Source organism: Klebsiella grimontii (assembly GCF_042137965.1).
Classification (GTDB): Bacteria; Pseudomonadota; Gammaproteobacteria; order Enterobacterales; family Enterobacteriaceae; genus Klebsiella; species Klebsiella grimontii.
Map to the genome: position 1 here is coordinate 4,816,235 of NZ_CP169721.1, position 12,330 is coordinate 4,828,564.

The window sequence follows — 12,330 nt, forward strand, 5'->3', positions numbered from 1 at the left end:
TTAGCGACGCTCCAGGATCTCGAAGCAGTAGCTATGGGAATTCTGCGCATCGGCATCGTGGAACTCGCTGAATACCGACTCCCACTCGTCCGGGTCGTAATCCGGGAAATGAGTATCGCCCTCCACCTCCGCATCAATATGCGTCAGATAGAGCTTGTGCGCTTTCGGCAGGAACTGCTCATACACGCGACCGCCGCCGATCACCATCATCTCTTCCACATCGCCGCAGGCGGCAATCGCTTCATCAACCGACTTGACCCACTGCACGCGATCGTCGGTGCCGGGCTGGCTGCTAATCACGATATTTTTACGTCCCGGTAACGGGCGACCGATGGATTCCCAGGTAAGACGCCCCATCACTACCGGTTTGTTTAAGGTATTGCGCTTAAACCAGGCGAGATCGGCAGGCAGGTTCCATGGCATGGCGTTTTCCATACCAATGACGCGATCTACCGCTAACGCCGCAATCAGACTGATCATTAAATAATTCCCGAATGCAAAAAATTGTCGTCACTATACGGAAAGCGTAATACTTCGTCGACTGGGCGAAGGGTAAAGAATCAGAAAATTTTAAGTTTTGCTGGCGAGCCCACGTAAGCCCCGTGAGCCGCCAGAACAGGATTTAAATTGAAAACAAAATGTTACTTGTAAAGCTAACGTAACACCCTGAATTTACCCTATAGCGAGGGCTCATTCTCCGGCTCATCGGCGATGTCGCCGGTATGCCGTCCCTCTTCCGTCCCCTGCCAGCCGTGACGCTGAACCAGCGATAAATGATTGCGGTCCTCGTTAATAATGCCGGTCAGCATATCGCTGGTGCGCTTGAATACCGCCACCCGGGAAGCCGCGTCGTTTTCCGCCATCGCCACCATCTCTTCGACCATTTGCAGGTTGAAACGGCGGAACAGATCGGCGCGTTCGCGGGCCTCATACGCGCCGAGGCCCAGCGCTTCCAGCGTCATGCGCCCGGACTTCAGCGCCGCTTCGAAGGTTTCGCGCTCCGGCGCTTCGACCCCGGCCTGGCGCAGCTTAATATAATGATCGACATCGCGGGCGCGGGAGATGATCTGCAGATGCGGGAAATGCTCTTTTGCCAGCTCCGCCAACTGCAGGTTCGTCTGCGGATCGTCGATGGCGTTAATCAGCACTTCCGCTTTTTCCGCCCCCGCCGACTCCAGCAGGTCTACCCGCGTCGCATCGCCGTAGAACACCTTCATATCAAACTTACGCAGGGTATCAACATGGTCGGGATCGTGATCGAGGATCACCATCTTCACGCCGCTGGAGAGCAGCACGCGGCCGGCAATCTGCCCGTAACGACCGAAGCCAGCGATAATCACCCGCGGCTGCTCTTCATCAATTTCATCGGCTTCGCGCTCCTGACCGCTGGCGGATTTCTCCAGCCGGGTCAGCAGCACCAGCAGGATCGGCGTCGCCGCCATCGATAGCGCCACGGCCAGGGTCAGCGCCTTCGCCCACTCGCTATCCAGGACATCGGCCATCTGCGCCGCGCCGAAAACCACGAAGGCGAATTCGCTTCCCTGCCCCAGCAGCACCGCAAACCAGCGGCGCTGGGCGCGCGGCACGCCTAACGGCCGGGCGATCAGCCACAGCATCAGGGATTTAATCACCAGGAATCCCACCAGCAAAATCAGGATCCGCAGCGGATGGGTGACCAGGGTACCGAAGTCGATAGACATGCCGACGCCGATAAAAAACAGCCCCAGCAGCAGGCCCTTAAACGGCTCAATATCGCTCTCCAGGGCGTGGCGATACTCCGAGCTCGCCAGCAGCACGCCGGCAAGGAAGGCTCCCATCGCCATCGACAGCCCGACCTCTTCCAGCAGCAGACCGAAGCCGAATACCAGGAACAGGGCCACGGCGCTGAAGACTTCGCGCAGGCCGGAGCGCGCGACAAAACGCAGCATCGGCCGGGTCAGATAGCGCCCAAGCGCCACTACCAGCGCCAGCGCGCCCGCCACTTTCAGCGCCGAGAGCGCAAACGCGCCCAGGGTCGTCGAGCCGCCGCTCGCCGCCAGTAGCGGGATCATCGCCACCAGAGGAATGGCCGCGATATCCTGAAACAGCAGCACCGCAAAAGCGCTGCGGCCCAGCTGCGTGACCGTCAGGTTACGTTCGTTCATCGCCTGCATGGCGATCGCCGTTGAGGAGAGCGCCAGAGTCATGCCAATCAGCTCGGCAACCTGCCAACGCAGACCAAGCGACATGCAGAACAGGCCGATCAGCACGCCGCAGACGACCATCTGCAGCGCCCCGCCGCCGAACACCGAGGCACGCAGTTTCCACAGCCGTTGGGGATCCAGCTCCAGGCCGATAACAAAAAGCATCAGCACCACGCCGATTTCGGCAAAATGCAGAATCGACTCGGCGTCGGTGACCAGCCGCAGCCCCCACGGGCCAATAATACAGCCGGCAATTAAATAGCCGAGTACCGACCCCAGCCCAAGACGTACGGCAATCGGTACAATCAGCGCGGCGGATCCTAAATAGATCAGCGCCTGTATCAACGTATGGCTATCCATTATTGTGCGCCTCCTGCCATTCGATTAAGCGTTGACGATAGCGGCGCGCCTGCGCCTGAAGGGTTTCGTCATCGCAGATAAAAGTGCAATGCATCGCGAACGGCGGCAACCATTTCATGCCGCAATACAGCGCGGTGGCCTGCAGCGGCTGCGCCAGCACGTCGAAACCGGGGAAGGAACCAATATCAAAGTGGCTTTCGCCGCCGCCGGTGGTGACCGCCCACATCAATGACTTACCGCGTAATGCGATACCGTTGTGCCCATACGCCCAGCCGTGCGCCAGTACCTTATCCAGCCACAGCTTCAGCAACGGCGGTACGCTGTACCATTGCATCGGATGCTGCCAGATGACCAGATCGGCACGGGCCAGCGCGGCCTGCTCGGCGGCGATATCGATATTGAAATCGGGATAAAGTTGATAGAGGGAGCGTATCTCTACGCCGTCAAGCGTCCCTGCCTGTTCAAGCATCCGCTTATTCGCATGCGAGTGCTGCGGATAAGGGTGCGCATAAATTATGAGGATCATTGATTAGCCTGCGTTAACTCTTGTTGTAATCAGCAAGAGTGTAGACAGTTAATGCTGATACTTACAGCTTCCGTTGGCGTAACCGCAGGAATTGGGGGTGCCTGACACCCCGCAAGTCATGGCCGCTTTGCCCGCTACAGGCGTCGGTCTTGCGCATTTGGATAGCTTAATGGCACGCTTTTTTAATTCCGCTAACCCGGCTTTTTACCGCCTCGTTATCATTTTTATCTAACGTATCAATATAGCGTAAAAACTGCGGCCCAATATCCGAATGGCAAATGGACCGTATCGCCTCATCATTAAATCTCTCGCCTGTATTGGGCCAGTGACTCCTATAAAATTCATCAGCGGCGATCTCCCACAATTGTCGGTCAGGGATGTTCGGTTGGTTACGTAACTGCGTATTCAGCAAAAGGGTAAAGATCTCAACTGCGTCCTTATTTGTCTCCAGCGAGGCATTATGGAAAGCGTTCTTAACGCGCCGTGCCGCGTAGGCTAAAATAAGGCTATTACCTTTATTATAATACAGTTCAGGATCCTGCCAGTTTATGCGGGGAATGACCTGCTGAATGATATCTTTTTTGCCAAACATAACGACGTAGAATATTAAATTAGTACTGCCGGAATAATACTTACCAATATCAATTTGCTGACGTAATAACGATGGTTGTTTTTTTAATATATCAACAAAGTCCTCCGTTTCTCCGCCAAGAACATAGCTCGCCGCAGTTAATATTTCTGAACCTGGTTGAGAATACTTTGCAAATAATCTCATAGCGCGAACATCCGCGTTTTGAATGGTACGATCAATAATAGCGGCACCCGTTTGGGTTTTAGCTAATTCAGGAAATGCGGAAAGCAGCAGTTCGGCTTGCTTAATAACGCTATCGGGGTGGGTGGGTCTTTCATAATTAACATCGACCGGCTGGGCAAAGGTATGCTCCAGTCCTGTCCATTGCGCAGGCGCAGCATAAACAATGTCCTGAGCCTGCTTGCGCTCTGCATCGGATGAAGCCTGAATAGCGTCAATAAAAACCTGCAGCGCCGTTAAATTTTGAGAATGGATGGCCTCGAAAAAGGGAATGGTATAATAATCACTCTGATTCGCAACGTAATCAAAAGAGCCTTGCCGGTTTTTTAATGGGCTACCCAACTGTTGTACAAAATATTGATATAACTCTTTCGGCAATGATTTATTATAGATGGCAAAAGAATAGATTTCGTATTGTTCTTTCTGTGATTTACTTTTAAACAAGCGGTCAAGCTCGGGTAATTTTTGCACTGTAAACTTACCCAGCCTGAACTCAGCAATGCTGTTCGCGCGGTCCCGTTCGGCAAAAGACATGTCGACCTGTTCCATTGATGGGCCAATAAATTTATTGGCGATAAGCGCAAAGGTCAGCAAAGTCAACGCATGAATAAATCCCGCATTTTTTACGGAAAAAGCGCTAAAAAGTATTAACGCTAAAATCAACGCGGCGCCAGCCGCCCAACTAAAATAAATAAAGTGGTCAAGTGTAAATGTATATAAAAAACCTAAATACTTATAAACCGCACACAATATTATCGCAGCAAAAAACAGAAAAACATAGGCTACTGACATGTTTTTCCCAATAACCCTACCTTTACTCCATAAAATAAGGAAAATCAGGAATCCCCCACCGATGAGCGCGGGAATAATAAAAACGCAGAAGATAACAAACAAAAAACCGTTACCATTCATTGAAACCATCCATATTTATTATCTGTTGTATATGCCATTTCCATGGCTTATTAGCGTATCAGGTACATCGGTAACTTAGAACAGAACAAGTATAGAATTAAAAATAAAAAGAATAAATGGATTAGTCACGGGCTGGTTGCAGTTTGCGTAAGACGTTACTGATGGCAGGGCAACACACTATTTTAATCGGCGTTTTTGAAACAGAATAAACCAGTGTCGAACCGGCCCCGCCGTACTCCTCGCGAGGCCAGAGATAACGCTTAGTTATCCAGCTCATCCATCGATTTAACCTGATCGCGATTGATCTGCTCGGTACGACCGGTTTCCGCATTTTTGTAGGACACCAGACCGGTGTCGTCATCTACCTGCGGTTTGCCGTCGGTCACAATGGTTCTGCCGTCGGTCGTTTTCAACGACTGATTAGATGAACAACCGGCCACGGTAAGAAGCGCGGCGGCGGCGAAAACAGCTGCGGTGAGGGGTTTATAGTGCATCGTGTTTCTCTCCCATTATTCAGTCATATTCATTATCACCCTAACCACCTTAGGCTAGCTGACTGACCGGGGAGAGAAAACCAGAACTCTCCGAAGTAGGCTGTTAACGCCGATCCCCCTGTTTTTGTTCGAAGTTCACCGCCGCGCCGATCAGGTTAGCCTCGTTGCGGTACTGGCAGAGCACCACGTGCGGAAGAAATTCCGTTAACGCTTTTTCATTGACCAGCTCGGCCAGGCGTTGCTTAATACCACCGAAAATCTTATCGCTGGCGGAGATACCGCCGCCGATAATCAGACAGTCTGGGTCATAGCACACCTGCAAATTCAGTAAGCCTACCGCCATCCAGTGGTAAAACTGCGCCACTTCCTGCTGCGCGATATTGTCGCCCTCCTCGGCCAGGCGAAAGACATCCTCTCCGGAGACGGAGTCAGCCGCCAGCGACATGCGCCGGGCATAACGACGCGCCGTAGCGACGGCGGTTGCCAGTTCGCTAAAGGTTTGCCCCTCGTGCAGGGTCATCATGCCAAATTCGCCGGCGTAGCGATGGCTGCCGTGGCGCAGGACTTTATTGTCGACAATCGCGCCACCGATACCTGAACCGGCAATCACAAACAGTACGCTGTCATACTCGCGGCCCGCGCCCAATGCCGCCTCGGCGATACCCGCCGAGTTGGCGTCGTTCTCAATGCATACCGGAAGTGAAAACAGCCCGGAAAGCTCTTCGACGATGGGAAAGTGATGAATATAGGGAATGGCGCTCAGGCCGCTAATGACCCCGCTCTGCGGATCCACACACCCGGGAGCACTAATTGAGATCCCATCAATGGCGTAGCGCGGCTGGAACTGTTGATAAAGATCCAATAGCCGATTTTTCATCTCTTCCCAGCTATCAGGCGTCTCAACCGATGCGGTGTCCTTCAGCTCCCCCTGCTGCCAGACGCCATATTTAATCGATGTACCGCCCCAATCAAACAAAAGTATCGCCATGTAGTTATCCTTGCGTGCGTCATGAAATGGTTTTGTTCCATTAAGGATGAACCCTCCCGCCCCGTTTCGCTTTATCGCGACGCAAAAAAAAGCGCCTCCGGCGTTGGCCACCGGAGGCGCTTTTACTGGCAGATGAGATTACTTTTTAATCTGCGCGTGCATTTCCTGTACCGAGGTCACCTTCTCCATCGCGTTGGCATTCAGCGCCATTGCGGTAGCGAAACCGCCGTTCAGCGTGGTGTCGTAGTGCACCTTGTACTGCAGCGCGCTGCGGCGAATCAGCTTGGAGTCTTCAATCGCCTGACGGCCCGCGGTGGTGTTGATGATGTAGGTATATTCGCCATTCTTGATACGGTCCTGAATGTGCGGACGGCCTTCATGCACCTTGTTCACCAGACGCGGGTTGATGCCGGCTTCGCCCAGCACAATCGCGGTACCGTGGGTCGCATCCAGCTCGAAGCCAAACTTCAGCAGTTTTGCCGCCAGATCCACCACGCGCTCTTTGTCGCCTTCGCGAACGGAGAGCAGCGCGCGCCCTTGTTTCTTCATCGTCGAGTTGCTGCCCAGCTGCGCCTTGGCGAACGCTTCCGCGAAGGTGCGGCCTACGCCCATGACTTCACCGGTAGAGCGCATTTCCGGCCCTAACAGCGGGTCAACGCCCGGGAATTTGTTAAACGGCAGCACCACCTCTTTCACCGAGTAGTACGGCGGGATGATCTCTTTGGTTACGCCCTGCTGGGCCAGCGTTTGGCCGACCATTACGCGCGCCGCGACTTTTGCCAGCGGTACGCCGGTGGCTTTCGAGACGAACGGGACGGTACGCGCCGCGCGCGGGTTGACTTCAATCAGGTAGACTTCGTTGTTTTTAACCGCAAACTGCACGTTCATCAGGCCGCGAACCTGCAGCTCAAAGGCAAGCTTCTGCACCTGCTCGCGCATCACATCCTGAATTTCCTGGCTCAGGGTGTAGGCCGGCAGTGAACACGCGGAGTCGCCGGAGTGCACGCCCGCCTGCTCGATATGCTCCATGATGCCGCCAATCAGCACCATTTCGCCGTCGCAGATTGCATCGACGTCGACTTCAACCGCATCGTCAAGGAAGCGGTCCAGCAGCACCGGCGCATCGTTAGAGACGCTGACCGCGGTCTGGAAGTAGCGACGCAGGTCGATTTCATCGTAGACGATTTCCATCGCCCGGCCGCCGAGAACATAGGACGGGCGCACCACCAGCGGGTAGCCAATCTCTTTCGCCTTTTCGACCGCCATTTCGATCGCGGTCACGGTGGCGTTGGCCGGCTGCTTCAGCTTCAGGCGGTCAACCGCGTGCTGGAAGCGTTCGCGGTCTTCCGCGCGGTCGATAGCATCCGGGCTGGTGCCGATAACCGGCACGCCAGCCGCTTCCAGCGCGCGCGCCAGCTTCAGCGGAGTCTGGCCGCCGTACTGTACGATAACGCCTTTTGGCTTCTCTATACGCACGATTTCCAGCACGTCTTCCAGGGTTACCGGCTCGAAGTAGAGGCGGTCTGAGGTGTCGTAGTCGGTGGAGACGGTTTCCGGGTTACAGTTGACCATAATGGTCTCGTAGCCGTCTTCGCGCAGCGCCAGGGAGGCGTGGACGCAGCAGTAGTCGAATTCGATGCCCTGGCCGATACGGTTTGGGCCGCCGCCGAGCACCATGATCTTGTCGCGGTCAACGGACGGGTTCGCTTCGCACTCGTCTTCATAAGTGGAGTACATGTAGGCGGTGTCGGTGGCGAATTCCGCCGCGCAGGTATCCACGCGCTTGTAGACCGGGTGCAGGTCGTACTGGTCGCGCAGCTTGCGGATTTCCGCTTCGCGCACGCCAGCCAGCTTCGCCAGACGCGCATCGGCAAAGCCTTTGCGCTTGAGCTGACGCAGGAAGTCGGCGTCGAGGCCGGTAATACCGACTTCAGCCACTTTCTCCTCCAGACGCACCAGCTCTTCAATCTGTACCAGGAACCAGCGGTCAATATTGGTCAGGTTGAACACGCCATCAACGGAGAGGCCCGCGCGGAAAGCGTCAGCGATGTACCAGATACGCTCTGCGCCAGCATCTTTCAGTTCGCGGCGAATCTTGGTCAGTGCTTCCGGGTCATCAAGGCTCACTTTCGGGTCGAAACCAGTGGCGCCCACTTCCAGGCCGCGCAGCGCTTTCTGCAGGGATTCCTGCTGGGTGCGACCAATCGCCATCACTTCGCCCACCGATTTCATCTGGGTGGTGAGGCGGTCGTTAGCGCCGACGAATTTTTCAAAGTTGAAGCGCGGGATTTTAGTCACGACGTAGTCGATGGACGGTTCAAACGACGCCGGGGTACGGCCGCCGGTGATATCGTTCATCAGCTCATCAAGGGTGTAACCTACCGCCAGCTTCGCCGCGACTTTGGCAATCGGGAAGCCGGTGGCTTTCGAGGCCAGCGCCGAGGAGCGGGAGACGCGCGGGTTCATCTCGATAACGATCAGGCGACCATCTTTCGGGTTCACCGAGAACTGAACGTTGGAACCGCCGGTTTCGACGCCGATTTCACGCAGTACCGCCATCGAGGCGTTACGCATGATTTGGTACTCTTTGTCGGTCAGGGTTTGCGCCGGCGCCACGGTGATGGAGTCGCCGGTATGGATGCCCATGGCGTCGAAGTTTTCGATAGAGCAGACGATGATGCAGTTGTCGTTTTTATCACGCACCACTTCCATCTCGTACTCTTTCCAGCCGATTAGCGATTCATCAATCAGCAGCTCGTTAGTCGGCGAGAGATCCAGGCCGCGTTCGCAGATTTCTTCGAACTCTTCACGGTTGTAGGCAATACCGCCGCCGGTGCCGCCCATGGTAAAGGAAGGACGGATGATGCACGGGAAGCCAACGTCAGCGGCAACCGCCAGCGCTTCTTCCATGGTATGGGCGATGCCGGAACGCGCGGTGTCGAGGCCGATTTTCTTCATCGCCACGTCGAAACGGCGGCGGTCTTCGGCTTTATCAATCGCATCGGCGGTCGCGCCAATCATGGTCACGCCGAACTCGGCCAGCACGCCCTGACGCTCCAGCTCCAGCGCGCAGTTCAGCGCCGTCTGGCCGCCCATAGTCGGCAGAACCGCATCCGGACGCTCTTTCTCAATAATCTTGCGCACCACTTCCCAGTGAATCGGCTCGATGTAGGTGGCATCGGCCATTTCCGGGTCGGTCATGATGGTAGCCGGGTTAGAGTTCACCAGAATGACGCGGTAACCCTCTTCGCGCAGCGCTTTACACGCCTGGGCACCGGAGTAGTCAAACTCACACGCCTGACCGATAACAATCGGGCCCGCGCCCAGAATCAGGATACTTTTTATATCTGTACGTTTTGGCATGGCTCTCTTAACTCCTGATTATTTCGCGGACTGACGGTACTGCTCAATTAATTCGATAAAATGGTCGAACAGCGGTGCGGCATCGTGCGGGCCAGGGCTCGCTTCCGGGTGCCCCTGGAAGCTGAACGCCGGTTTATCGGTACGGTGAATGCCCTGCAGGGTGCCGTCGAACAGCGACTTGTGGGTCACGCGCAGGTTAGCGGGCATAGACGCTTCATCCACCGCAAAACCGTGGTTCTGCGCGGTGATCATCACCACGTTGTTATCCATATCTTTTACCGGATGGTTGCCGCCGTGGTGGCCGAACTTCATCTTCACGGTCTTCGCGCCGCTCGCCAGCGCCAGCAGCTGATGGCCGAGGCAGATGCCGAATACTGGAATGTCGGTTTCCAGGAACTTCGTAATCGCGTCGATAGCGTAATCACAAGGCGCCGGGTCGCCAGGGCCGTTGGACAGGAAAATACCGTCCGGATTCATCTTCAGCACCTCTTCGGCGGAGGTCTGCGCCGGAACCACCGTCAGACGGCAGCCGCGATCGACCAGCATGCGCAGAATGTTGCGCTTGGCGCCGAAATCGTAGGCCACCACGTGGAACGGCAGCTCGCTTTCCGCTTTGGCTTCCGGCAGGTCTCCCGCCAGCGTCCAGCTCCCCTGCGTCCAGCTGTAGGTTTCTGCGGTCGTCACTTCCTTCGCCAGATCCATACCGTTGAGGCCCGGGAACGCTTTCGCTTTTTCCAGCGCCAGCTGCGCGTCCGGACTGTCGCCGGCGATGATGCAGCCGTTCTGCGCGCCTTTTTCACGCAGCAGACGGGTCAGCTTACGCGTATCGATATCGGCAATCGCCACGATGTTATGGCGCTTCAGATAAGAAGAGAGGTCTTCGGTATTGCGGAAGTTGCTGGCAATCAGCGGCAGATCGCGAATGACCAGACCCTGGGCATGTACCTGAGAAGACTCTTCATCGGCGGCATTGGTGCCGACGTTGCCGATATGGGGATAGGTTAGAGTGACGATTTGGCGGGAATAGGAAGGATCAGTGAGGATTTCTTGATAACCGGTCATTGAAGTATTGAAAACGACTTCCCCAACCGCCGTGCCGGTAGCCCCTATGGCCCGACCGTGAAACTGGGTTCCGTCTTCCAGAACCAATAGCGCTGACTTAATCAAAACACCCTCCAGAGAATATCCACTCACTTTATTTGCATATTAATTCATAATGTAGATCTGAATCAATGCAAATCTGTTGCCCGCAGAATTTTGGCAAACGGCGGCATTCTGGAGAGATGGCCGGTAAAAGTCAACTTAAAGCGGATATTTTTAATCTTGTTTCAGGCGACTATTCAGCAATACCGGTCTTAACGGGCAAAAAGATCAACTAACTAGCCTGGGAAAACGCTTGCGGAGGTGGATGATTGTAAAATCTTAGCGCAGGGATTGAAAAAGTAGACCAGACGGTCAAAATTTACAATAAAACAACAAAAAATACGCAGATAACGTATTATTTTTTAGCTTTAACCATAAAAAATATCTAAAACCCCAAAAATAAAAAAGGGCAATAAAATATTGCCCCTTGCAATCAATTACTTATTGAATGCAATAACCACATCACGATGGGTAATAATCGTTATAAAGAGTTCAGTTCAAGCACATCACGCATATCAAAAAGACCGTTTTTCTTACCTTTCAACCATAAAGCAGAGCGTACGGCGCCATTAGCAAAAGTCATCCGGCTGGAGGCCTTGTGACTGATTTCAATGCGTTCACCGATATCCGCAAACATCGCCGTATGCTCGCCGACGATATCCCCGGCGCGGACGGTCGCAAAACCGATAGTGCCGGGAACGCGTTCGCCGGTGTAGCCTTCGCGACTGTAGACCGCACACGTTTTCAGATCTTTATCCAGGGCACCGGCAATCGCTTCGCCCATCGCCAGCGCCGTACCCGATGGCGCATCCACTTTGTGGCGATGATGCGCTTCGATAATCTCAATATCGGTATAGTCGCCCATCACCTTCGCTGCCTTCTCCAGCAACTTGAGCATCACGTTGACGCCAACGCTGAAGTTGGCGGCAAAGACGATGGCGATCTCCTGCGAAGCCTCGCGAATTGCCTGTTTGCCGGCGTCGTCAAAACCGGTGGTGCCGATAACCATTCCTTTACCGTGTTGACGGCAAAAGGCGAGATGGTTCAGCGTGCCTTCCGGGCGGGTAAAGTCGATGAAAACGTCGAAATCGTCTTTTACCGCCTCAAGGCTGCTTTGCACCACAACCCCCGCCTTGCCTGCGCCCGCCAGCTCGCCCGCGTCGCTACCGAGCAGCGACGAACCTTCGCGCTCCAGCGCCGCGCCAAGCGCCGCGCCGTCCATCTGCTGTACTGCCTGAATTAACTGGCGTCCCATCCGGCCGCCCGCGCCCGCGATGGCCACGCGGATTTGTGCATCATGCATAGCTATTCTCTTTTGTTAACACTACGTAAATTGTTTTCAGAGTAACCAGCCCATCGATGGGCCGCTACTCAAAAACACCGATAATTAGAAATTTATGACAAACTGCCGCCGATATCAGTAAAAACTATAAGATTGTGCCGGGAATTTGCCGTTGAGTAGTGAGGAGAGAGGAGCAAGCGCGGTCCGCAACCCCGGATCGGCCCTCTGCTGGCCAATCCGGGTAAACCGTCGAGATAAAAGCGAGCGA

General features: G+C 54.8%; 9 protein-coding genes. All 9 read right to left on the reverse strand.

What is annotated here, in order from left to right; genetic code table 11:
- Positions 1 to 480, reverse strand: a complete 480-nt coding sequence (gene folA / locus ACE3MN_RS22555; RefSeq protein ID WP_004098524.1) for a type 3 dihydrofolate reductase — start codon at positions 478 to 480, stop codon at positions 1 to 3.
- A gap of 197 nt (positions 481 to 677) precedes the next feature.
- Positions 678 to 2,543: a glutathione-regulated potassium-efflux system protein KefC gene (kefC, locus tag ACE3MN_RS22560; protein ID WP_375364171.1), complete on the reverse strand. Its 1,866-nt coding sequence runs from the start codon at positions 2,541 to 2,543 to the stop codon at positions 678 to 680.
- Positions 2,536 to 3,069: a glutathione-regulated potassium-efflux system oxidoreductase KefF gene (gene kefF, locus ACE3MN_RS22565; protein ID WP_004872246.1), complete on the reverse strand. Its 534-nt coding sequence runs from the start codon at positions 3,067 to 3,069 to the stop codon at positions 2,536 to 2,538. Before kefF ends, kefC begins: the two co-directional genes overlap by 8 nt.
- A 166-nt stretch (positions 3,070 to 3,235) precedes the next feature.
- Positions 3,236 to 4,792 carry a hypothetical protein gene (locus ACE3MN_RS22570; RefSeq protein ID WP_049132161.1) on the reverse strand — a complete coding sequence of 519 codons (1,557 nt, stop codon included), beginning with the start codon at positions 4,790 to 4,792 and terminating at the stop codon, positions 3,236 to 3,238.
- A 260-nt stretch (positions 4,793 to 5,052) separates the two neighbouring features.
- A complete protein-coding gene (locus ACE3MN_RS22575) occupies positions 5,053 to 5,286 on the reverse strand; it encodes a YgdI/YgdR family lipoprotein (RefSeq protein WP_004872248.1) in 234 nt (77 codons plus the stop codon).
- A 103-nt stretch (positions 5,287 to 5,389) separates the two neighbouring features.
- A complete protein-coding gene (locus ACE3MN_RS22580; protein ID WP_004872251.1) occupies positions 5,390 to 6,274 on the reverse strand; it encodes an ROK family protein in 885 nt (294 codons plus the stop codon).
- A gap of 138 nt (positions 6,275 to 6,412) precedes the next feature.
- On the reverse strand, positions 6,413 to 9,637 hold the full coding sequence (carB, locus tag ACE3MN_RS22585; RefSeq protein WP_024360287.1) for a carbamoyl-phosphate synthase large subunit: 3,225 nt from the start codon (positions 9,635 to 9,637) through the stop codon (positions 6,413 to 6,415).
- 18 nt (positions 9,638 to 9,655) lie between these two features.
- On the reverse strand, positions 9,656 to 10,804 hold the full coding sequence (carA, locus tag ACE3MN_RS22590; protein ID WP_004128821.1) for a glutamine-hydrolyzing carbamoyl-phosphate synthase small subunit: 1,149 nt from the start codon (positions 10,802 to 10,804) through the stop codon (positions 9,656 to 9,658).
- A gap of 457 nt (positions 10,805 to 11,261) precedes the next feature.
- Positions 11,262 to 12,083, reverse strand: coding sequence for a 4-hydroxy-tetrahydrodipicolinate reductase (gene dapB / locus ACE3MN_RS22595; RefSeq protein WP_049085640.1), 822 nt, complete (start codon positions 12,081 to 12,083; stop codon positions 11,262 to 11,264).
- Positions 12,084 to 12,330 lie beyond the last annotated feature (247 nt).

Bases quoted from the DNA above. Each gene is read 5' to 3' on its own strand.
- kefC (WP_375364171.1), bottom strand. From the start codon at position 2,543: ATGGATAGCCATACGTTGATACAGGCGCTGATCTATTTAGGATCCGCC.
- carB (WP_024360287.1), bottom strand. From the start codon at position 9,637: ATGCCAAAACGTACAGATATAAAAAGTATCCTGATTCTGGGCGCGGGC.
- ACE3MN_RS22580 (WP_004872251.1), bottom strand. From the start codon at position 6,274: ATGGCGATACTTTTGTTTGATTGGGGCGGTACATCGATTAAATATGGC.
- folA (WP_004098524.1), bottom strand. From the start codon at position 480: ATGATCAGTCTGATTGCGGCGTTAGCGGTAGATCGCGTCATTGGTATG.
- dapB (WP_049085640.1), bottom strand. From the start codon at position 12,083: ATGCATGATGCACAAATCCGCGTGGCCATCGCGGGCGCGGGCGGCCGG.
- ACE3MN_RS22575 (WP_004872248.1), bottom strand. From the start codon at position 5,286: ATGCACTATAAACCCCTCACCGCAGCTGTTTTCGCCGCCGCCGCGCTT.
- ACE3MN_RS22570 (WP_049132161.1), bottom strand. From the start codon at position 4,792: ATGAATGGTAACGGTTTTTTGTTTGTTATCTTCTGCGTTTTTATTATT.
- kefF (WP_004872246.1), bottom strand. From the start codon at position 3,069: ATGATCCTCATAATTTATGCGCACCCTTATCCGCAGCACTCGCATGCG.